Raw genomic sequence first — 22,034 nt, 5'->3', positions numbered from 1 at the left:
GCGACGCAGGCATGAATTGCCGCCGGAAATGATCGTCATTTTCGCGCTGCAGCGTGGCACGCCACCTGCTCTCTCCAGGGCAACAATAATCAAACCTGTCCTGGGAGAAACATCATGAGCAAAAGATGCGACAAGCTCGTCGACATCGGTCGGCGGCAATTTCTGCGTGGCAGCGGCATGGCCGCGGCAGCAGGGGTGGTGGGTGTCGTCGCGACGACGCCGGCCAAGGCGGAAGCACCCCTGGCGCGGGTCGACTATCCCAGCAATCGCCTGGGCAACGTGGCCGACTTGCAGCCCAACGAGCCGCTCGACGTGACCTATCCCGACGAGAATGCGCCGGGCGTCCTGCTGAAGCTCGGCAAATCCGTGCCCGGCGGTGCCGGACCGGATGGGGACATCGTAGGCTTCACCACCATCTGCCCGCATAAGGGCTTTCCCATGTCCTATAACGCGGCAGACCATACGTTCAATTGCCCCGGCCATTACTCCCGCTTCGATGCCGAGGCAGGCGGGATGCAGGTCTGGGGACAGGCGACGCAGAACCTGCCGCAATACACCCTGCGCGTCGACGACAAGGGCGACATCTATGCCGAAGGCGTGGATGAGCTGCTCTACGGTCGTCTCAGCAACGTGCTTTAAGGGGAGGAAAGATCATGGCCTATAAGCGTCAAATCGATCGCCTGCCGATCATTCCCGCCAATGCCAAGGCGCACAACGTTACCTGCCATTACTGCATCGTCGGCTGCGGCTATCATGCCTATACTTGGCCGGTTAACAAACAGGGCGGCGCCGCACCGGATGCCAATATTTTCGGCGTCAATCTTGCCGAACAGCAGCCGGCGGAGACCGACGCCTGGTATGCGCCCTCGATGTACAATGTGGTGAAGCAGGATGGCCGCGACGTCCATATCGTCATCAAGCCGGACCATGCCTGCGAGGTGAATTCGGGCCTTGGCTCCGTGCGCGGCGCCCGCATGGGTGAATCGCGTTTCAGCGAATCCCGTGGCACGCAGCAACAGCGGCTGACCGATCCGATGGTCTGGCGCTACGGCTCCATGCAGCCGACGTCATGGGAAGATGCCTATGATCTCGTGGCGCGTGTCACGGCGGCCGTGATCAAGGAGCAGGGCGAAGACGGCCTCTTCGTCTCGATGTTCGATCACGGCGGGTCGGCTGGCGGCTACGAGAACACTTGGGGCACGGGCAAGCTCTATTTCGGGTCGATGAAGGTCAAGAACGTCCGCATTCACAATCGCCCTGCCTACAATTCCGAAGTCCATGCCACGCGGGACATGGGGGTGGGCGAGCTCAACAATTGTTACGAGGACGCCGAACTCGCCGACACGATCGTCGCGGTCGGCACCAATCCGCTCGAGACCCAGACAAACTACTTCCTCAATCACTGGATCCCCAATCTGCGTGGCAGTTCGCTGGGCAAGAAGAAGGAGCAGTTGCCCGACGAACCGCATGAAGCGGCCCGTATCATCATCATCGATCCGCGCCGGACGGTGACGGTGAATGCCTGCGAGATCGAGGCCGGCAAGGACCGGGTCCTGCATCTGGCACTCAATTCCGGCACCGATCTCATTCTGTTCAATGCGATCTTCACCCATATCGTGGAGCAGGGCTGGATCGACAAGGAATTCATCGCCAACAGCACGGTGGAGGGCGGCAGCGACCGGCCGGCTCTGTATCCGGCTCGCGGCGAGGCGGACGGAAAGCCAGGTCACCTCACCAATTTCTCCGGTGCGGTCGAAGGCTGCAAGGTTTCGCTGGAGGAAGCGGCCGAGGTCACCGGCGTTGCCGCCGAGGATATTGCCAAGGCGGCCGAGTGGATCGGCCGACCCAAGGAAGGCGGCAAGCGGCGCCGGGTCATGATCGGTTATGAAAAAGGCCTGATCTGGGGAAACGACAATTACCGCACCAATGGCGCCCTGGTGAATATCGCCCTGGCGACCGGCAATATCGGTCGCCCGGGCGGTGGTGTTGTCCGTCTGGGCGGCCATCAGGAAGGTTATGTCCGCCCCAGCGACGCCCATGTCGGGCGCCCGGCCGCCTATGTCGACAAGCTGCTGATCGAGGGCAAGGGCGGTGTCCATCACGTCTGGGCCTGCGATCACTACAAGACCACGCTCAACGCCCACGAATTCAAGCGCATCTACAAGAAGCGTACAGATATCGTGAAGGACGCCATGAACAGCGTTCCCTATGGCGATCGGGATGGCATGGTGAAGGCGATCCTGGCCGCGATCAAGGAAGGCGGTCTGTTCTCGGTTGATGTCGACATCATTCCCTCGCAGATCGGCCAGGCGAGTCATGTCTGGCTGCCGGCGGCGGAATCGGGCGAGATGAACTTGACCTCGATGAATGGCGAGCGTCGCATGCGCTTGACCGAGCGCTATATGGATCCGCCCGGCAATGCCAAACCGGACTGCCTCATTGCCGCGGGCCTCGCGCAACACATGGAACGTGTGCTGCGCGACATGGGGGACACCGCCTATGCCGACCAGTTCAAGGGCTTTGACTGGAAGACGGAGGAAGACGCCTTCATGGACGGCTATCACAAGAATGCCGGCGGCGGCGAGTTCGTCACCTACGACACGCTGCGTGCCATGGGCAACAATGGCTTCCAGGAGCCCGCCACGGGCGCCGAGAACGGCAAGATCATCGGCACCAAGCGGCTCTATACCGACGGCAAGTTCTCGACCGAGGACGGGCGGGCCCGCTTCATGGACGCGCCCTGGCGCGGCTTGCAGGCGGCCGGCAAGGAAGAGGAGAGGGCGAAGTTCAAATACCTCATTAATAACGGCCGCTCGAACCTCGTCTGGCAAAATGCCTTCCTCGATCAGGCCAATGAGTTCGTAATGGATTCTTCCCCCTATCCCTTCATCGAAATGAATCCGGAGGATATGGCGGAACTGAAACTCGGCGCGGGCGATCTGGTCGAGGTCTACAACGATGCCGGCTCGACCCAGGCGATGGTCTATCCGACGCCAACCGCGCGCAAGGGCGAGACCTTCATGCTCTTTGCCTTTCCAACGGGCGTTCAGGGGAATGTGGTCAGTGATGGCGTCAATGAATTGGTGATTCCGAATTACAAGCAGAGCTGGGGCGATATCCGGAAGATCGCCACGGCGCCGGAACTCACCAAATCACTGAGCTTCAAGTCACGCGAGTATCAGGCCGGTTAGGTCATCCAGTATACGGGGTGGCGCTCAGCCACCCCGTTCCCTTCCACCCTGCATGAGTTGTCCGTATGAAATTTCTGGCAAGCGGCCTTGCCGCGTTCGCTGCGATGACGCTGATCTTTTCCCAACCCGGTGCCAATGCGCAGGATCTGAAAAGCGGTGAGGCCGTCTTCAAGCAATGCACTGCCTGCCATGCGCTGGAGGCAGGCAAGAACAAGCTCGGACCGTCGCTGCACAATGTTTTCGGCCGCAGCGCGGGCCAAGCGGAAGGCTTTGCCTATTCCGATGCCATGGCGGGAAGCGGACTGACCTGGGACGAGGCGACCCTGGCGGAATATCTGCGCGCGCCGAAGAAGCTGGTACCGGGCACCAAGATGATCTTTGCCGGTGTCAAGAACGAGGCCAAGTTGCAGGATCTCATCGCCTATCTGAAACAGGCGACGCAATAGGAGGATGCATGCAGGATCCGTTCGGGCGGCATATCAGCTACCTGCGTGTCTCCGTCACGGATCGCTGCGACCTCCGCTGCGTCTATTGCATGGCCGAGGACATGACCTTTCTGCCGCGGCGAGAGGTTTTGTCGATCGAGGAGCTGGATCGATTGTGCTCCGCCTTCATCCGGCTCGGCGTGCGCAAGTTGCGCCTCACTGGCGGCGAACCATTGGTGCGCCGCGAGATCATGACGCTGATCCGCTCGCTGTCGCGTCATCTGCGATCCGGGGGCCTGGCCGAGCTCACATTGACCACCAATGGGACCCAACTCGCCAAACATGCAACAGCCTTGGCCGCGGCCGGGGTGAAGCGCATCAATGTATCTCTCGATACCCTGCGGCCGGAAACATTCACGGGGATCACGCGCTGGGGAAAGCTGGAGAATGTCCTTACCGGCCTTGCCGCTGCGAAGGACGCCGGATTGAAGGTCAAGATCAATACGGTCGCACTCAAAGGCGTCAATGACGGAGAGGTCCACGATCTGGTTGCCTGGTGCGGCGCTCAGGGCTTCGACCTTGCCTTCATCGAAGTCATGCCAATGGGCGATATCGGCGGCGAAAGACGGCTGGAGCAATATTGGCCGCTATCCATGCTGCGGGCGGATCTGGAACGGCGCTGGACCCTGACGGAAACCGATTTCCGGACAGGTGGCCCGGCGCGCTATGTCGATTGCCTGGAAACGGGCCAGCGGATCGGCTTCATAACCCCGATGACCCATAATTTCTGCGAAAGCTGCAACCGGGTAAGAGTGACCTGCACGGGCCAGCTGTTCATGTGCCTTGGCCAGGAGGACAATGCCGATCTTCGCGCCGCCCTCCGCGAGAGCGAGGGCGATGCGCGACTGGAAGCGGCGATCCGCGACGCGGTCAGTCGCAAGCCCAAAGGGCACGATTTCATCCTCGACCGCCGGGCTTCCAATGTCTCGGTAACTCGGCATATGTCCGTAACCGGTGGATAGGCGATGTTTCGATAAAATTCGAAATAGGTATTGACGGTGCATTCGGACAGCGTCATATTATTTCCATGAAACTCGAAATAGCAGCGCAGCAACTGGCCTCCCTCGGCAACCCGATCCGGCTCAAGCTTTTCAGGGCTCTGGTGCGGGCGGGCCATGATGGACTGTCTTGCGGCATCCTGCAGGAGAAGCTGGGAATCGCCGCGTCGACGCTCTCGCACCACATCAAGCAATTGATGGAGACGGGCCTCATCTACCAGGAACGGCAGGGCACCACGCTCATCTGCCACGCGAATTATCCCTCAATGGACAAGCTGGTGGGCTATCTGGTCGATGAATGTTGCCAGGATGCGGGTTGTTCAACCGCCAAGGAGAAGGCGGCCTGATTCAGGCTCCCTTTTTTTGATTAACTATTTCGACAAAGTTAGAAATAAAGGAGAGGTGCCATGGATTCCCAGAGCAGCTTGCCGATGGATAGCTTGCCGGTCGCCGTAATCGGTGCCGGGCCGATCGGCCTTGCCGCCGCCGCGCATCTTGCCGAGCGCGGGGTCAAGGTGAAGGTCTTCGAGGCGGGCGAGACCGTCGGTGCCAATATCCGCGATTGGGGCCATGTGCGCGTCTTCACCACCTGGGAGCAGAATGTCGACACGGCATCGCGCCGTCTGCTGGAGCGTCACGGCTGGGTATTGCCGGAGGCCGGCAAGCTGCCGACCGGCGACGAAATCTATCGACACTATCTGCAACCCTTGTCGGAATTGCCGGAGCTTAAGGGAAGCATTCAGACCGGCGCCAAAGTCATCGCCATCTCGCGTGCCGGTCTCGACAAGGTGACCAGCAAAGGGCGCGAGGCGAAGCCCTTCGAAATTCGGGTTGCCGACCGAGATGGCCGTCAGCAGATTGTCCATGCCAGGGCCGTGATCGATGCCTCCGGCACTTGGCAGAACCAGAACCCGGTCGGCACATCGGGCCTGCCGGCGCCGGGCGAGGATCGTTTTGCCGATCGTATCGCTTATGGCATGCCGGACGTGCTGGGCGGGCAACGTGCCGCCTATGCCAATCAGCGGATCGCTGTCGTGGGGGGCGGGTACTCGGCCATCAACGTGCTGCTGGATCTCGTGCGTCTTGCCCAGGATGCGCCGGAGACCAGGGCTGTCTGGGTCGTGCGCGGCACCAATATGAACCGCATCTATGGCGGTGGATCGGCGGATCAATTGGAGGCCCGCGGCGCGCTCGGCACCAATCTCAAGCGGCTGGTGGATCAGGGTAAAATCCAACTGGTGACGGGATTCTCGACAACCGAGATCAAGCAGCAGGGCGATGGCCTGCAATTGATCGGTGCCACCGCCAACGGCGAACTCAGTCTGCCGGCCGTCGATCGGATCATCGTCGCCACGGGCCAGCGACCGAATCTAGAGATGACGCGCGAATTGCGTCTCGAACTCGATCCCTGGCTGGAGGGGGTCAAGGCGTTGGGCCCGCTCATCGACCCCAATCTGCATTCCTGTGGCTCCGTGCCGCCCCATGGGCACCGCGAAACCTCGCATCCGGAACCCGGTTTCTACACGATCGGCGTCAAGAGCTATGGCCGGGCGCCAACCTTCCTGCTTTTGACAGGCTATGAGCAGGCGCGCTCGGTGGCGGCGGCCATCGCCGGGGACATGGAAGCGGCTGACAATGTGCAACTCGTTCTGCCCGAAACAGGCATCTGCTCGACCAACAATGCCGCGGATGCCGCCGGATGCTGCGGCGGCCCGGCGCCTGCCGAGACCAATGCCTGCTGTGTCGCCGATGTGGTGGCGAAGGAAGCCGGTAAGGTGGGCTGCGGCTGTGCTGCGTGATACCTGTTAGCGAGGAAGCGGCGGGGCGCCTCAATCTGTCCGTCGGCGGAGCCTTCCTCTTCTGGACGCCACTATCTGAACGCGCTCATCGCAACCAAAGCCGGCCCATGCCAAGACGGCTGTAACGGCGTTCCGGTCAAGACTCATATCCGTTTGAAGATGAGCGAGGTGTTGATGCCGCCGAAGGCAAAATTGTTGGACATCAGATATTCTGTCTCGATCTTCCGGGGCATGCCCATCAGATAATCGAGCTCGGCACAGCGTTCGTCGATATTCTCCAGATTCGCGGTGGGAACGAACCAATCCGCATTCATCATTTCGATCCCGAGCCACGCCTCCATGGCGCCACAGGCGCCGAGCGAGTGACCGAAATAGGATTTCAGCGAGTGGATGGGCACAGCGCGGCGCAGTGCATCGCGCGTCGCCTGGGTCTCGGCGATGTCGCCCCATTCCGTGGCCGTGCCATGGCCGCTCACGAAGCCGACGGCTTCCGGTGCCAAAGCGGCATCTTCCAGCGCCATTTCAAGCGCCTGCTGCATGGTCGAAGCCTGCGGCTGAGTCACATGATTGCCGTCGGAATTGCAGGCAAAGCCGACGATCTCGGCATGGATCTTCGCGCCACGGGCCAGCGCCCGCTCGCGCTCTTCCAGGATCAGGGTCACGGCACCTTCCCCGATGACCAGGCCATCGCGGTCGCGGTCATAGGGGCGCGGCGAGGTGTGCGGCCGATCATTCCGGGTCGAGGTCGCATAGAGTGTGTCGAAGACGGCGGCTTCGGTGACGTCGAGTTCTTCGCCGCCGCCGGCGATCATCACATCCGCCTTGCCCCAGCGGATCGCTTCATAGGCATAGCCGATCCCCTGGCTGCCGGAGGTGCAGGCGCTGGAAGTCGGGATCACCCGTCCCGTGACACCGAAGAAAAGCCCGATATTGACGGCGGCGGTATGGCTCATCATCTGAATATAGCTGGCGGCGTTCAACGTTTTCGACGCGCCGTCGGTCATCAATTCGGCAAAGGCGATGACCGGCCCGGGACTGCCGAAGGAGGATCCATAGGCGATGCCCGTACGGCCATTGGTGATGACCGTATCCTCGATCAGGCCGGCATCCCGCAAGGCGCACTCACTGGCATAGACCGCCATCTTGGCGACCTGGCCCATGGTGCGCGTCTTCTTGCGGGGATAGTGGTCGGCGCCGGTGAAATCCGGTATGGGCGCGGCAAGGCGCGTGTTGATGCCGTGAAAGCGTTCCCAATCCTTCATGTAGCGGATCGCGGTCTCACCGCGTTCCATCTGTCCGCGGATATCCGCCCAATTCTCGCCCAGGGCGGTAACGCCGCCCATGCCGGTAATGACGACGCGGCGCATCAGAACATCCCGCCATTGACGGAAAGGACCTGCCGCGTGACATAGCCGGCGCCTTCCGAACACAGATAGGAAACCGCATGGGCGACATCGTCGGGCTGCCCGATCCGGCGCATCGGGATCATCTTGTTGAGCTCCTCGATCGGCAGGGCTTCCGTCATCTGCGTCTCGATGATGCCGGGTGCCACGCAATTGACAGTGATCTGCCGCTTGGCCAGCTCGATCGCCAGCGCTTTGGTGGCGCCAATGATGCCGGCCTTGGCTGCGCTGTAATTGACCTGACCGCGATTGCCCATGATGCCCGAAACCGACGAGATGGTGACGATACGTCCACCCTGGCGCGCCGTCACCATCGGCATGACAGTGGGCCGCAGCACATTGTAGAAACCGCCGAGATCGGTATCCAACACGCTGTCCCACTCTTCGTCGCTCATGGCTGGAAAGGCGGCGTCGCGTGCAATACCGGCATTGAGCACGATGCCCCAATAGGGGCCATTGGCCTCCATATCCCGCTCCAGAATTTCTCGGCAAGCGGCCCGGTCTGTCAAGTCGAAGCTCAGCAAGCGCGCGGTCCCGCCGGCTTCCAGGATTGCCGCGCGCGTGGCGTCGGCGCCGGCCGCATCGCGGCCATAATGGGCGATGATGGCAAAGCCGTCCTGGGCCAGCTTGAGCGCGATGGCGCGGCCGATTCCCTTGCTGGCACCCGTGACGAGGATCGATCTGGTCATGACGGCAAGCTCACTCCCTGGCTGGCAAGAACTGCGGCGACATCGGCCGGCTGGTGCAGGATCAAGGTGGCCTGCGCCATATCCCGCCCACCCAGTCGCACGACGCAATCGAAGGCGCCGGTCTCATTGTCGCGGAACTTCACTTCGGCGTGGATGGTGATCGCGCTGCCTTCGGCGAACCACGCGATGTTGGAGCGGAAGGCGCGTGTCCCGAGCAGGAACCCGATCTTGGGCGGCAATCCGGCGAGACGCGCCTCCAAGCCGACAAAGGCACCACAGGTTTGCGCCATCCATTCGATCGCAATATGAGCGGCGATTCCCTTGCCTGTCTCGAAGAAAGGCATGTCCGCTCGGACGCGCAAGGCGGTTTCGATGCGCATCTCATCCCAACCGGTAACGCCGTCGATCAGGATCATCGGATGGGCGTGCGGCAGCAACGCCTCGATGGGATAGGGGCAGCTCTGCATCAGGCAAAGCCCCGGCCGAAGATGACAGCGGCGTTGTTGCCGCCAAAGGCGAAAGAGGAACTCAGCATCGCCAGACGCTCGCAGCGAGGTGCCGCAACGCCCGGCGCAACCAGATTGATCGGCGGAATCTGCGGGTCGCGCGCGCCATCCCAGACATGCGGCGGCAATTGGCCTGTGGCGAAATCTGGATGCAAAAGCAGCCACAGGAAAGCTGCCTCGCAGGCACCCGCGGCACCCAGGGTATGGCCGGTCATGCCCTTGGTCGAACTGCAGGGGACGTCATTGCCGAAGAGGGCCGAGACGGCCTTTCCTTCCATGGAATCGTTGAGCGGCGTGCCGGTGCCATGGAGATTGATATAGGCAATGTCGCCGGGGATAAGGCCGGCGCTTGCCAAAGCCGCCTGCATCGCGGCCAGGGCGCCACGGCCTTCCGGATCCGGCGCACTCACATGATGCGCGTCCGAGCTTTCGCCGATTCCCAGGAACTGCACGGGTGCCGGCTCCCGAGTCAGGAGGAAGGCCGCCGCCGCCTCACCGATATTGATGCCATCGCGATGGATGCTGAACGGGTTGCTGAGGCCTTGCGACAGCGCCTCCAGAGACGCGAAACCGTTGAGCGTGGTGCCGCACAGAGAATCGGCACCACCCACGATGACCGCATCGCAGAGACCCGCGGCGATCATCCGTTGTCCGGTGGCAAAGACCTTGGCGCTCGAGGAGCAGGCGGTGGCGATGGTATAGGCCGGGCCAGTAATACCCAGCGCTTCGGCGGCCATGACCGCGAGCGCTCCCAATTCCTGCTGGCGATAATGGAAACCCGCCGGCCAGACTCCATCGCGGCGCTGGGCGCCGAAGGCGTTCTCGCCTTCGGCGATGCCCGACGTGCTGGTGCCGAGGATAACAGCGACCCGCTCGCGGCCATATCTTTGCGCGGCGGCGGCAATCTCCGGCGCAATTTCGCCCAGCGCCGCCAGCATCAACCGGCTGTTGCGTGAATCATGGCGCGGTGGTGCCGCGGGCAGATCGCCGTCGACCACGCCGACATGTACCTCGCGGCCTGGAATGAGGTCGCGGCGCGGCTGCAGCCCGCTACGCGTGCCGTCGGCAAGGTTCGCCGCGACGGCGGCCTTCCCGCGGCCGAGGGGCGTGACCAACCCCATCGCGGCGATACCGAGACCCTTCATGGCTGCGTCTCCACAGATTGCACCTCGATCTCATAACCCCAGGAGGTGTTCCGGTAGCGTAACCGCCCGGTCCAGCCCGGCTGCTTCGGTTCGAGGTAATCGGCCCGGAAAATTTCCGTGCCGCCGGCCGTCACAATGCGGCCATCCGCCGTGGTGACCAGTTCAGCTTCCGCCGATGCAAGCGCGCGGCGCAGGACGGCCTCGGGCCAATAGAGCATCACAAGATCGGCCAGCATCGGTCCCGGCATGATGGTTTTGGGCAACCAGGCGGCGGTTTGCGATGTCACCTTGCCCGACTTCTCCCAGGTGAGCGTAAGCGCGCGGCGGCCGAGACCGTCCACCCCCACCAGGTACAGGCGCTCGGGATTGATGCTGATATGGCCTTCGAAGGCATAGGTATCGCCGTCCCGCCGCACCGTGATCAATTGTGTCGCCTCGACCGATCGGCCCAGTTCGGCGGGCGCGGGCAAAGTCAGGATGCGACCAGGCGCGATCATGGCGGCATTGGTGTCGATGGGGGGCGTGCTGGCACAACTCGTCAGCGATAACAGGCCGAAGATGGATGCTGCCAGCCACGACCCTCTGCCGATCCACATCTGCGACCCGTTACTCACTTACGCCCCGTTCTTCTGTGGCTTTATGCGCGGCTCGACGCCCACCACCATCGGTGCCAGCAGGAACGCGATCAGCACGCCCAGCAACAGGGTCAATCCAAAGGCATGCACCGCAACGACCTGGCTGAAGGCCAGCAGGCCAAACGACAGCAAGGTCGTCAGGGTTGCAAGGATAACCGCCAACTGGGTTCCCGGCCGCTTGTGCTCGACCGCCTCGGCACAGAAGATGGCATAATCGACCCCAATCGAGAGCACAAGCACCAGCGCCATCATATTGAAGAAGCTGATGGTTCCGCCGCCCAAAACGAGGAGAGAGGGTGCCAGCAGGACAGCCATCGTGGGTGGCGCCATCAAGATGACGGCACCTTTGAATCCATAGCGCCAGCACAAAGGCACCAGCATCAACCCGGCCGAGAGTGCCACGAGCCAGATCGCCCGCGCCCGGTACTTTGCCAGCAAGGCGCTGAAATCACCCGCCGGATCGACATAGACGACGTCCGGAAAGGCAGCCAGTTCCGCACGGAGGCGGGTCACATCGGTGACGCCGTCGAGGGCGATGACATGCCGGCCGGGCGCCAGAATCATCTCGTCGAGGAATGGCATCGTCCCGCTTTCACGCGCCAGATCCGGCGTCAATGCCAGGTCCGGTGCGACAGTGACCGCGGCGGGTTTCATGCCGAGCTGAGCACGCAATTGGGCTTCGTAGGGGGCAAGCAGACGGGTCTCCAGCAATTGCCGGTTCTCCTCCTGGCGTTGCTGCGAAGGAATGAAACTGGCCGGACCGCGGAACGCGCCGATCACGCCCTCAAGGTGAAGCCTTGTCAGCAGATCGGCCAAGGCTTCACCCTCGCGCAAGGCCGCTTCGTCATCCGTCGCCAGGATCAACAGATTTTGTAACGAGCCGCTGGCGCCGGTGAGTTCCTGAATCGCTGCCTGCTCGGCCATGAGATCGGGGTCAAGGGATTGCATCCGTCGCACGTCGTCATTGGTCTCCAGGCGGAAGAAGCCGGCGATGATGATGAGGCAGATAAATGCGATGCCAAGGTAGCGGGGCAGGCGATAGCGAGGATTTTCCCAGACGGCCCACCAAAGCTGTCCCAGACGCGCCAATCCATCGCCCTGGCGCATGGCTTTGCGTCGGTCGAGCATCGGAAACCAGAAAATGACTGTCAGGAAGGCGGCACAAAGGCCGATCACGGAAAAGACGGCGATCTGGCGTAGACCTGGAAAGGGCGCCAGAACCAGGATGATATAGCCGATGAGGGTGGTGAGCAGGCCCAAGGTGATACCCGGAAGAACATGGCGCAACCGCTCGGTCGGCGTGCCGGCATCCCGATCGACCAGCGAGACCATGTAATGGAGCCCATAATCGACGGCGACGCCAATGAGGCCGACGCCGAACAAGAGGGTGATAATATGGATTTCGCCGAAAGCGAGAATGCTGCCGGCCAGTGATGCCCCGATTCCAACCACCACCGCCAGGACGTTGAGCAGCAGCGGAGTCACATGCCGGAAGACCAGGATCAGCAGCAGAATGGTGCCGATCGAGGAGAGCGTGCCGAGGGTTGAGGTTTCGGTCATCGCCGTTTGCGAGCCGGCCCGGGCGAAAAAGACGGCGCCGGTCCGCAGGATCTTGGTATCCGGATGCGCGGCCTGTTGCGCGGCGATGCGGGTATCCACGATTCCCGTCAGCCGTTCCTGCACCGCGAGAGCGAACGGATCGTCCAGCAATTGGCCGCTGGAAAGCACCCAATGCATCCCGTCGCGCAACACGCTCAACCGCCCATGATCCAGGGCAAGGTTTGAAGATGGCACCGGCAATGAGGTGAGAAAGGCCGGCAGCAGGAGAAAGGGATCTGCCTGCAGGAGACGCGAATCCGTGAAGCTACCGACGCTGAAGATCTGTGCCAATGCACGCTGCAGGATCTCCGCGCCGCGATTCTGCTGCAGTAAATCACGATCGTTCTTCGACAACAAATTCTGGCGATAAGGAAAATAGAAGGTGCCTAATGCCGCGGACCCGCTGGTGAGGGAATCCAGCATCTTGAAATCGGCCAATTGTGCGCTTTCGAGATCGCTCTCGATTCCGGCGACGGCGGCGCGCGCTACATCCTGGTCGCGATGGCCGACCAGGAAGACGATGCGGCGCGACGTCTGTTGCGTGATGCGGTCGATCGCCTGATGCAGAACGGGGTTCTGTTCTTCCTGCGGCAGCAGGGCCAGGAGATCTGTGCGAAAGGCGACGCCCTGGTAAAAGCGCAACCCAAGATAGGCCGACATCATGACGACCGCGCAGAGCCACAGAATGGCGCCGATGCGCAATCGTTCGAAGGACAGCCGGTGAGCGCCGGTCATTTTGCGCCGGCACGATCGAGGAGTTCGGCATCCTTGGGGTCGATCGCCTCGCTCACGATCGTCTGATCGTGAAAGATCAGGCGGTCCTCATCGCCGCTGGCCTTGGCGATCTCGATCCGGTCGATATATCGGCTGCCGCGGATGATGATGGCCTCGATCTGCGTGGCATCCGCCGTCGCAGCTTCGCGCGGCGTCAGGGCCAGTTGCCAGTCATTGCCGGATGTTGACTTCGCGACGTCGAATCGTTCTTCCAGTCTGGCGATGTCGCCGGTCAAGGCGCCACCCAGAACCTGATAGAGGTGGGCCAGGACCGGTGCCTGGGCGGCGGAGAGGTTGACCATTTCGGTCTCGCCGTTGAATTGCGCGATACCGTTCCCGGTCATCACCGTCGTCACGGCAAAGGGTGTTTCCACCCGCCAGATCAGGCCGTGTTCGGGTGCCAGCACGAAGCTCCCCTCGCTTTTCAGTGGCGTCGCGATGCCGGTCAGGATGCGCTCCTGGGTAAAGCGGCCATGCAGAATTTCCGTGGGCTGCAGGGGCGTGGGGTCCTGGGCCAGAGCCGGCGCCCCCGCGAGCAGGGCCAGACCGATCAGCCCGGCAAGTGGCCGCCGCATCATTTTGCGCATAACGCCTCCCGCACCTTGGCAACGAGATCCGGCGGGCATTCCAGGCACAATTCCTGGGTCGCCTGGCGGATGGCGAGCTGCGTTGTCTGCGCCTTGGTCAGGATTTCGCCGCTCGCCTCGTCGCGGCAGAAATAAGCGATCTTCAGTCGGTTCTCGTATTCCACCAAGCGCGCCTCGACGCGGATCTTCTGCGCATAACGCACGGGTCGCACATATTTCACCTGCAGATCGACGATCGGAAAGACATAGCCGCTGCGTTCCATGTCCGGGTAGTTGTAGCCCAGCTTGTCCAGCAATGCGCCGCGGGCCTGCTCGAAATAGCGCACGTAATTCCCATGCCAGACCACCTGCATGGGGTCGAGGTCGTAGAACTGCGCGGTGACGATAATCTCGGCGGAGATCATTCGCGGGATGCTCCCGGTTGCCGGTTCCAGAAATCGAAGAAGTTATACCATTGCCAGGGATAACGTCGCGCCATCTCGGCAAGGCGGCTGGCGAAGAGGCCGGCATAACCGGCCAGCGCCTGTTCGCGGCCCTGGCGCGGCAAGGTGATCCGGTCCGCCAGTTTCCAGGCGTAAAGACCGTAGTGATCGCCCTCCTGCAGGCAGAACAAGGTGTAGACCGGGCAATCCAGCAGAGCCGCCAGGATATAGGGGCCGTGGGAGAACGGGGCATCGGCCCCTAGGAAAGGGAGATGGGCGATCCGGCCCTGGCTGCCGATCGGCACTCGGTCGCCGGCAATCACGATCCAGGCACCCTGTTCGATCCGCGCCTGCAACTCGATGGCGGCTTCCGGCCCCAATTCCGTCACCTGCCAGGTATTGACCGCTGCCTCCGGACGGTATTGGCGCAGCAGTTTCGAGAAATTCTCGGCATGTTTGGTATGGACCAGGATCAGCAAGCGCTGGCGCGTCTGCTCGTCCAGCAAGGCGCGCGCCAGATCGACATTGCCGAGATGGCTGACGATGAAGAGCGCCCCGCGCGGATCGGCCATCGCCAGATCCAATGCCGCCGTTTCTCTCGGTACCACGCGATCAACGGGGATACCGCCGATCCAGCCCGCGAAACTGTCAATCACTTTCCCGGTGAAAGTCATGAAATGGCGCATGCCGTCGAGGAAACCGGGGGTGCGTGGGGCACCGGCAGCGGCGAAGGCACGTGTGAGGAATTGCCGCGAGGCACGGCGCTGCTCCTTGCCGGTGAGATAGAAATAGAGCACGACCGGCGCCATGACGGCGAGGCAGCCGTGCCGCCCCAGCAATCGATAAACTGCGGCAGCAAAGCCCAGGCCCCACCGTGCGCCGCGCTCGCCAAGCGATGCCCAATGGGTGCTGGATCCCATTCGCGGCGGCCGGTTGCGGAGGATCGCGGGAAAGGTCGCGAGCATCCGCAGGAAGAGGCGGGTATGCATGCAACTGATCCGCCAGTTCTCGCGCCACATGCGGAAGTTTGAGGTATTGCCGGCCGGATAGATCACCTTGACCGGAAGCTCGATCATGGGGACACCGCGCCAGAACAGGCGCACCATGATCTCGGTGTCGAATTCCATGCGCGCGCCGATCTCGGCTTCATCGAGGAGGGCACAGGTGGCGTCCAGCGGATAGAGCCTGAACCCGCACATGCTGTCGCTTATCCGGAACGACAAGGTTTCGATCCAGACCCAGACATGCGTCACGTAACGGCCGATCACGCGCCCCAGCGGTGCCGAGCGATCATAGATGGGAACACCGGCAATCAGCGCCTCGGGATGCGCGCGGGCAAGCGCCAGAAATTTCGGTACTTGCGTAATGTCGTGCTGGCCGTCGGCATCGATTTGCAGCGCATGAGTAAAGCCGGCCGCCTTGGCGAGCCGGAAACCGTGCATGACCGCCGCGCCCTTGCCGGCATTGGGTTCCAGCCGGTGTACAGTGACGCTGTTTTCCGGGTCGCGCAGCGCAGCCAGCATCGATCTGGCAGGCTCCGCACTGCCGTCGTCGATGATAAAAACGGCCAGACCGGCTTCTCTCAGAGCCAGCACGATGCCGCCGATGGCGGTACTGTGGTTATGGCTGGGGATGACGGCACAGGGCCTGAACGCGGTCACGATGACGCCAACGAAATGGTGCCCGAGGTCAGCAATTCGTGGTCCACCCGCCGATAGCTGAAACTAAGTCGCGCGCGCGTCCGGTCATGCTCAAGCCGCAGGATCGAAATGCTGTCCGGCAAGGTCAGGCGGTGAAACTTGACCTGATAGTTTGTGGCGGCGTCGAGCGGCAGATCTAGATGATGTGCCGCCAGCTTCACCGCCCAGTCGATCTGGGCCACGCCCGGTACGATCGGCATGCCGGGAAAATGACCGTCAAGTTGACGCAGGTCGGGCCGGTTGAAGAGTTCCAGCTCAACCCAATCCGCACCGCGCTCCAGCGGGCGGATATCCGGCTCGTCGGGCTGTGTCGGGGTATCGAACAGGCGGCGTAATTCGGCGCTATTGATCTTGCCCAGGGCGTTTACGGGCAGCGCTGTGACGAACCGCCAGCGGCGCGGCAATCCCGCAGCCTCCAGTTTATCGGAAAGATGGTGCCGCAACAGGCGACCGAAGCGGAAACGCCCCATGTCGCGCAGATATTCGTCACCCGTTGCGCTGGGAACGATGACGGCGGCCAGCATGGGCGTTGGTTCAGCGAGCACAACAATGGCCGCCGCCGCAATCGCGGGATGCGCGCGCAAGAGCCTTTCGATTTCGCTGAGGCTCACGCGTTTTCCTTCGATCTTCGCTATCCGGTCGGCGCGCCCGATCAGATCGAAGCCACCGCCCGCCGCCAGTTGGATGAGATCCTGCCCCTCATATCGGTCATCGCCGCCGATATAGGAGGAGGTCAGTGTGATGCGGCCATCTCCCAAGCGATCAATGGCGATATTGGGGAAAGGTCGCCAATGCGCTGTCTCTTCCGATGCTGCGCGCCAGGCGATGGTATTGGTCTCGGTGCTGCCATAGATCTCGATGAGCGGCGCGCCCAGCACCGCTTCGGCCGCAGCACCTGTGCCCGGCGGCAATGGCGCGCCGGCGGAGAAGACGAGGCCCGGCCGTCTCTCCGGTGGCAAGGTCGCGATTCCGGCAAGGCGTGTCAGATGCGCCGGCCCCGAAATTATGGCGCCGCCGCGCAAGTCGGCGCGCAGCAATTCCTCCCAGAACGCATAGATCGTTCCCAGGATCGGCCGGCCATGGCAAAGCGGCCAGAACAGGCGATAGGCGAGGCCATACATGTGCTGATGGGTGACGGTGCCGCCGATCGCGGCGCCCGGCGCCAGATGCGGGCTGAACAAAGCCTCGATATCGTCGGCTTCCAATTCCATATTCCGCAGGGTCTTCGCGACGCGGAGCGGATCGCCCGTGCTGCCGGAGGTGAAAAGCTCGATCGCGCAGGCTTGGGAATCAAGCGGGTGAAGGGCAATCGCCGCGTCTCCGCCGGCTATCAGGCGATGACGCGCTTCCGTCATCTCCTCCGCCGTGTCGCTGACCAGACAATCCCATTCCACACGCAATTGCCGCAGCGTTTCCGGCAGGATGTTGGGCGGCATCACGACAACGGCACCAGCCTGGAAGAGGGCCAGCAAGCCGACAGCCGCCCAATAGGTATCCTGTGTCACCAGCAGGCCCCGGCGGCAGCCGCGTTCACGCAAAATGGCGGCATTCGTGGCGACATCGCTGCGGAATTGGGCGAGGCTGACCGGCTGGTCCGCCACATAGGCGACGACCCGCGATCCGTCCGCGCTGGCGATGAGCAGATCGGAGAGGGTCATCCTTGCGCATGCCTCTGGCGCAAGATGCGCCGCAAACTGAACTCGGCCGCGAATAGCGCTCCGGTCACCAGATAGGAGATCAAGCCCGTCCACAGGGTCCAGGCTTCGAGTGCGCCCGTCATCGCGAGTGCTGCGGCGATGCCCCCATTGAGCGCCAGCCAGCCAGCCCAGATCAAGGTCACACGCCGGCAGTAGCGTCGCGCTGTTGGCGTCAGGATATTCCCCTGCAAGGCCGCGAAACGCTCGACAAGGCTCACGGGCGACCATAGCGATTGAGCAAACAAAAGCGCAAAGCCCCAACTGATCGCCACGGGATAAGCCTTCGCCGCCAGATCGTCATCCAGCAAGGCGATGGCCGCGATGAGCGGGATCGCGATGAGGAGCGGGCGTTGCAACGGCGCCGTCCAATCGGGACCCAGCCAGGCGCGCAGAGCCAGCAGCGCGCAGGCGAATGCCGCGAAGACGAGAGAGGGAACCTGACCGCTACCGGCATAGAGCAGGAACGGATAGGCGATGCCGGCGATCACTAGAATCGCCAGCGTCACCTTCGCCGCTCTGCTATTCCGCCAGAACGGCATGAATGCAATTGAGGACATCGCCGACGGTGCGGACCGATTTGAACTCCTCGACATTGAGCTTGCGGCCGGTCAGTTCCTGCAATTTCACCACCAGATCGACCGCATCGATGCTGTCGAGATCGAGATCCTCGTAAAGCCGCGCCTCGGGCTTGATCTTCTCTGCCGGGACCTCGAACAGGTCCTGCAGATAGGTGTTGAGACGCGTTGATATTTCCTCACGCGACAGCATTGGCGGTACCCCCGGCCTGATTCTGAATGAATTTCGCCAGGCTTCGTACCGTCGCGAAATGCGCCTTCACATCGTCGTTGATGGTCTCGATCTTCAAACCGAAACGGCGACGCAGGGCAACACCCAGTTCCAGGGCATCGATGGAATCAAGCCCCAGCCCGTCCCCGAACAAGGCTTCCTCGCTGCCGATATCCTCGGCCTGGATGTCCTCGAGTTTCAGCGCCTCGATGATCAGCGCCTTTATTTCCTGTTCCAGTTCATCCATGAGCCAGCTGTTCCGTGAAGTATTGTTGCAATTGACGCACCAGATGCCGGGCGGCAAGCGAGCGCGCTTGATGTTCAAATGTCTCCGCCGCACGCAGGCGCGCACCGATCTTCATTCTTATATCGGCCTTGCGCGGCGGCACTTTCCACCAGGGATCGCCCTTGCTCAGCATGATCGGCCGGCACGAGATCACCACCAACTGGGTTTCTACCTCAGCCAGCATGGCGATATTGGCAAATCCGCGGCGGAAATGCAGCGGCTCGCCGGGCCGCGACCTGGTCCCCTCCGGGAAGATGATCAGGTTCTTGCCGGCCGCAATCGATTCCCGGCAGGCCTGGAGCAGGGCCTCGGGCTCCAGATCGTTGCGGATATATCCGGCCCACCGAACGACGCCGCCCAGATAGGGATGCCGCCACAAATCGCTTTTAACGATACACTGAACGCGCGGCATCAGCGCCATCAGAAAGACCACGTCGAGCAAGGTGGGGTGATTGGCGATGACCAGGCGGCCCTTGCCGTCGCGCAAGGTCTCGGCCCCCGTCACGGTGAGGTTGAGGATGCCCAGCGTTTCCAGCATCGCGACGAAACCCCGGAAACTGTGACGGATGACATTCTGCGTTGCCCGTACCCGTCTCTCCTGATCGCGCATCATGAGGGCGATGGCGGGAAAGATTGTTACTGCCAGCACCAGCCCGCCGCCGAAGAAGCAGGCGAAGGAGAAACCCGTGCCGGCGATGCGCCAGACGTGGTTGAGGCGATCAATGAACACGTGACCACCGCCAGATCATGTGTTCGCCCTGGCATTCCGCATCCGCCGCGTCGGAGAGCAACAATCTTAGAAAGGCGAGCGCCTGGTTCTCGCGGGCGCGTTCCGGCGCCTGCGACCGGTGATAATGAAGTGCTAGACCCGTCTCGGCGCATGGCCGCAACAGAAAGGCCGCCGCCAAAGGAAGGGCCGCCTCGGATTCATCCTGGAACGGGGCATAAGCCTCGGGCAGGGGCGCGTCGTAATAGATCAGCAGAACCGGAATTTCTGGTGTCTCGGCAAGGCATAAAGCGGCCTCGATCAACCCATTGCAGAAGGTATCGATGCCGGCGGCGACGGCGACATGGCCGAGGCGGTTGCCGGTATGGATGGACAGCAGCCCCGCGAGACCATGGTGGACCGACATGCTGAATTCCGCCGGCGAGACGGGCTCCCGATCCGCCAGCGAAGAGAGAATTGCTACGGTGTGGTCATATTCACCATGGCGCGAAGCGACCACCATTTTTGCGGCATCGGCATCGGGAATGGCGAGGGCCATTTCCAGGGCTTTCTGGCCGATCCTCGTGGCGCGCCGTTTCAGTTGCATGGGCAGTTTGGCGGTCGGTTCCGGCGCTGCGGCGGGCTCGACCGGCGCGCCGATCGCCCAGTTCCGCCACGCCGATTTGCCCAGCCGGCCGGGCGACCAGGCGCTCCAGTCTTGAACGGAAAATTGCAAACTGCCATTAAACTTGGCCTGCATGGCGGGGCGGTCCGGTGCCTTCGACGCTACTTGGGGTTGATTTACCTAGACGGGGCTTTGCTGTCTACTAACATTATGTATTTGCTCTCAATTTACCGAAGTTCGAGGACTGGGAACAGGGCTGAAACTTGCCTCAAATAGCTAAATTTTCCTACATCTGCGAGACAAGCGCCGCCGCCAGCCACCTTATTTCAGAATATGGCGGCGCTGGCGACCTATCGGTGCGCAAGGCCGGCTCGGTCCTGGCCGAGGCCCTGCTCTGCGCCATGGTTTCCAACGTCTGGTCCGTGGCGAGAAACGAGTTTCATGTCCGGCGCCGCCCCAGCGGGCAGCCCTATCTGACCAGCCCCCCTGAAATACCCCTGCCATCCGTTTCCCTCAGCCATAGTCGCGGCTGGGTCGCCTGTGCCGCCAGCATGACGGGGCCGGTCGGCATTGATGTCGAGGTGCCAAGGCCCGGACGCCCCATCGCCGAGATCGCGCGCTTTGCCTTCGGTCCCGGCGAAAGGAGACGGGTGGCGGAGATGGGCGAGGCCGGTTTCTACCGGATCTGGACGTTGCGCGAGGCACTCGCGAAAGCCACCGGCGCTGGCTTGCCGCTGGTCTCCGACGGAATCGACCGGTTCGAGACGGGGCCGGAAACGGGTATCTGGGCCGGCGAGATCGACGGGGCAACCTGGCAGGTCGGCCATCAGATCATCCCGACCGGCGCGGCACCGCTTCACCTCGCGACAGCTCGGCTATCGCATGATCCAAATCTTGCCGGGGCGATCGAGTTGTGGCGCTGGGATGGCTTTCTTGGCATGTAGGTGGCTCATTGGCACTGATGTTCGTGAGTTCATGATCCGGATCCTTCGCGCACTCCCCCTATGGCTCCTGCTGATCGTGCTGGGCGCTTGCGCGCCACGGCTGCAGGAAATCGGGCCCCCGATCGAGGCGCCGTCGCTCGGGGACAAATCCATGAGTATGGCGGATGGGACGGCTTTGCCCCTTCGCGCCTGGCTCCCCAAGGATCCCGCCGGAAAGCCGCGCGATGTTATCGGCGTGATCGTGGCGCTTCATGGCTTCAACGATCATTCGCTGGGCATGGAAGTGCCGGGTGCCGGCATGGCGCGGCGTGGCTATGCCGTCTATGCCTATGATCAGCGGGGCTTCGGCAAAACGCCCCAGCGCGGCATCTGGCCGGGCGAGACGCAACTGACCGCGGATCTTCGCACCGCCATCGCCTTGTTGCGTGCGCGCTATCCAGGCAAGCCCGTCTATGTCCTGGGCGAAAGCATGGGTGGTGCCGTCGCCATGGTGGCGGCGGCGGAGAAAGCGGGATTGGCCGTCGACGGCTTGATCCTGGCTTCGCCCGCGACCTGGGGCTGGGAGACGCTGACGCCACTTTATCGCGACTTCCTGGATATCGCCGCCCACACCATCCCCTGGATGACGGTGACGCCGCGGACCATCAGCGTGCAGGCGTCGAACAACATCTCGGCCTTGCGCAAGATGGGCCGGGACAAACTGGTCATACGGGCGACGCGCGTCGACGCCGCCTATGGCCTGGTCAATCTCATGAGTGCCGCCTATCGCGCCGTGCCGGATATCTGTCAGCCGGAACGGGGCACACCACCCTGCTTCATCGCCTATGGTGGCCGGGAAGATATCCTGGATCAGGGTGCCGTCACCCAGACCCTTCAGCGTTTCCGGCAATTGCCGCCGCAGGGCGCACGCCTCGCCCTCTATCGCTATGGCTACCATTTGCTGCTGCGCGATCTCGATGCGCGCAAGGTCTTCGACGACATCGCCGTCTGGCTCGCGGACCCGTCGCAGCCTCTGCCGAGCGGCGCCGACAGGCTGCCGGGCGATTGACCGCACCAC

The 22,034-nt window shown here is 62.4% G+C and carries 23 protein-coding genes; 8 read left to right on the top strand and 15 right to left on the bottom strand.

The window, feature by feature from the left end:
- Positions 1-114 precede the first annotated feature (114 nt).
- From ACE3PR_RS10185 to ACE3PR_RS10160, 6 genes are all read left to right on the top strand, one after another.
- Positions 115-639: an arsenate reductase (azurin) small subunit gene (locus ACE3PR_RS10185; protein WP_374371302.1), complete on the top strand. Its 525-nt coding sequence runs from the start codon at positions 115-117 to the stop codon at positions 637-639.
- 14 nt (positions 640-653) lie between these two features.
- A complete protein-coding gene (locus ACE3PR_RS10180; RefSeq protein WP_374371300.1) occupies positions 654-3,191 on the top strand; it encodes an arsenate reductase (azurin) large subunit in 2,538 nt (845 codons plus the stop codon).
- Positions 3,192-3,256: 65 nt separating this feature from the next.
- Entirely contained in the window at positions 3,257-3,637 is a 381-nt protein-coding gene (locus tag ACE3PR_RS10175) for a cytochrome c family protein (protein ID WP_374371298.1), read from the top strand.
- Positions 3,638-3,645: 8 nt separating this feature from the next.
- A complete protein-coding gene (moaA, locus tag ACE3PR_RS10170) occupies positions 3,646-4,638 on the top strand; it encodes a GTP 3',8-cyclase MoaA (RefSeq protein ID WP_374371296.1) in 993 nt (330 codons plus the stop codon).
- 65 nt (positions 4,639-4,703) lie between these two features.
- Positions 4,704-5,021 carry an ArsR/SmtB family transcription factor gene (locus ACE3PR_RS10165; RefSeq protein ID WP_374371294.1) on the top strand — a complete coding sequence of 106 codons (318 nt, stop codon included), beginning with the start codon at positions 4,704-4,706 and terminating at the stop codon, positions 5,019-5,021.
- 60 nt (positions 5,022-5,081) lie between these two features.
- Positions 5,082-6,473 (top strand): FAD-dependent oxidoreductase, encoded by a 1,392-nt coding sequence (locus tag ACE3PR_RS10160; protein ID WP_374371292.1) that lies wholly within the window; start codon positions 5,082-5,084, stop codon positions 6,471-6,473.
- A gap of 143 nt (positions 6,474-6,616) precedes the next feature.
- Here ACE3PR_RS10160 and ACE3PR_RS10155 read toward each other — a convergent pair whose 3' ends face one another.
- The 15 genes from ACE3PR_RS10155 to ACE3PR_RS10085 are packed head-to-tail and all read right to left on the bottom strand — an operon-like array spanning position 6,617 to position 20,168.
- On the bottom strand, positions 6,617-7,840 hold the full coding sequence (locus ACE3PR_RS10155) for a beta-ketoacyl-ACP synthase (protein WP_374371290.1): 1,224 nt from the start codon (positions 7,838-7,840) through the stop codon (positions 6,617-6,619).
- The gene (gene fabG, locus ACE3PR_RS10150; RefSeq protein ID WP_374371288.1) at positions 7,840-8,565 is read right to left on the bottom strand and encodes a 3-oxoacyl-ACP reductase FabG; all 726 of its coding nucleotides are present in this window, start codon (positions 8,563-8,565) and stop codon (positions 7,840-7,842) included. Before fabG ends, ACE3PR_RS10155 begins: the two co-directional genes overlap by 1 nt.
- Positions 8,562-9,032: a hypothetical protein gene (locus ACE3PR_RS10145; protein ID WP_374371286.1), complete on the bottom strand. Its 471-nt coding sequence runs from the start codon at positions 9,030-9,032 to the stop codon at positions 8,562-8,564. The genes fabG and ACE3PR_RS10145 overlap by 4 nt, the downstream gene beginning before the upstream one ends.
- The gene (locus ACE3PR_RS10140; RefSeq protein WP_374371284.1) at positions 9,032-10,216 is read right to left on the bottom strand and encodes a beta-ketoacyl-[acyl-carrier-protein] synthase family protein; all 1,185 of its coding nucleotides are present in this window, start codon (positions 10,214-10,216) and stop codon (positions 9,032-9,034) included. The genes ACE3PR_RS10145 and ACE3PR_RS10140 overlap by 1 nt, the downstream gene beginning before the upstream one ends.
- Positions 10,213-10,830 (bottom strand): DUF3261 domain-containing protein, encoded by a 618-nt coding sequence (locus tag ACE3PR_RS10135; protein ID WP_374371282.1) that lies wholly within the window; start codon positions 10,828-10,830, stop codon positions 10,213-10,215. Before ACE3PR_RS10135 ends, ACE3PR_RS10140 begins: the two co-directional genes overlap by 4 nt.
- A complete protein-coding gene (locus ACE3PR_RS10130) occupies positions 10,831-13,185 on the bottom strand; it encodes an MMPL family transporter (protein ID WP_374371280.1) in 2,355 nt (784 codons plus the stop codon).
- Entirely contained in the window at positions 13,182-13,811 is a 630-nt protein-coding gene (locus ACE3PR_RS10125) for an outer membrane lipoprotein carrier protein LolA (RefSeq protein WP_374371278.1), read from the bottom strand. Before ACE3PR_RS10125 ends, ACE3PR_RS10130 begins: the two co-directional genes overlap by 4 nt.
- Positions 13,799-14,215 (bottom strand): acyl-CoA thioesterase, encoded by a 417-nt coding sequence (locus ACE3PR_RS10120; RefSeq protein ID WP_374371276.1) that lies wholly within the window; start codon positions 14,213-14,215, stop codon positions 13,799-13,801. The genes ACE3PR_RS10125 and ACE3PR_RS10120 overlap by 13 nt, the downstream gene beginning before the upstream one ends.
- On the bottom strand, positions 14,212-15,894 hold the full coding sequence (locus ACE3PR_RS10115) for a glycosyltransferase (protein ID WP_374371274.1): 1,683 nt from the start codon (positions 15,892-15,894) through the stop codon (positions 14,212-14,214). The genes ACE3PR_RS10120 and ACE3PR_RS10115 overlap by 4 nt, the downstream gene beginning before the upstream one ends.
- Positions 15,891-17,591 (bottom strand): AMP-binding protein, encoded by a 1,701-nt coding sequence (locus ACE3PR_RS10110; RefSeq protein ID WP_374371271.1) that lies wholly within the window; start codon positions 17,589-17,591, stop codon positions 15,891-15,893. The genes ACE3PR_RS10115 and ACE3PR_RS10110 overlap by 4 nt, the downstream gene beginning before the upstream one ends.
- Positions 17,588-18,136 carry a hypothetical protein gene (locus tag ACE3PR_RS10105; RefSeq protein ID WP_374371269.1) on the bottom strand — a complete coding sequence of 183 codons (549 nt, stop codon included), beginning with the start codon at positions 18,134-18,136 and terminating at the stop codon, positions 17,588-17,590. Before ACE3PR_RS10105 ends, ACE3PR_RS10110 begins: the two co-directional genes overlap by 4 nt.
- A 13-nt stretch (positions 18,137-18,149) precedes the next feature.
- Positions 18,150-18,398: an acyl carrier protein gene (locus tag ACE3PR_RS10100; protein ID WP_374371267.1), complete on the bottom strand. Its 249-nt coding sequence runs from the start codon at positions 18,396-18,398 to the stop codon at positions 18,150-18,152.
- Entirely contained in the window at positions 18,385-18,663 is a 279-nt protein-coding gene (locus tag ACE3PR_RS10095) for a phosphopantetheine-binding protein (protein ID WP_374371265.1), read from the bottom strand. The genes ACE3PR_RS10100 and ACE3PR_RS10095 overlap by 14 nt, the downstream gene beginning before the upstream one ends.
- A complete protein-coding gene (locus tag ACE3PR_RS10090; protein WP_374371263.1) occupies positions 18,656-19,432 on the bottom strand; it encodes a lysophospholipid acyltransferase family protein in 777 nt (258 codons plus the stop codon). Before ACE3PR_RS10090 ends, ACE3PR_RS10095 begins: the two co-directional genes overlap by 8 nt.
- Positions 19,422-20,168, bottom strand: coding sequence for a beta-ketoacyl synthase chain length factor (locus tag ACE3PR_RS10085; RefSeq protein ID WP_374371261.1), 747 nt, complete (start codon positions 20,166-20,168; stop codon positions 19,422-19,424). Before ACE3PR_RS10085 ends, ACE3PR_RS10090 begins: the two co-directional genes overlap by 11 nt.
- Positions 20,169-20,389: 221 nt before the next feature.
- Here ACE3PR_RS10085 and ACE3PR_RS10080 point away from each other — a divergent pair, with 221 nt between their 5' ends.
- Complete coding sequence (locus ACE3PR_RS10080; protein ID WP_374371259.1) at positions 20,390-20,977, top strand: 4'-phosphopantetheinyl transferase superfamily protein; 588 nt, start codon at positions 20,390-20,392, stop codon at positions 20,975-20,977.
- 151 nt (positions 20,978-21,128) lie between these two features.
- Positions 21,129-22,025, top strand: a complete 897-nt coding sequence (locus tag ACE3PR_RS10075) for an alpha/beta fold hydrolase (RefSeq protein WP_374371257.1) — start codon at positions 21,129-21,131, stop codon at positions 22,023-22,025.
- The last annotated feature ends 9 nt before the right edge of the window (positions 22,026-22,034 follow it).

The organism is Dongia sp., assembly GCF_041909655.1.
Classification (GTDB): Bacteria; Pseudomonadota; Alphaproteobacteria; order Dongiales; family Dongiaceae; genus Dongia.
Note: the sequence above shows the minus strand (reverse complement) of the source record. Positions and strands in the feature narration are given on the sequence as shown.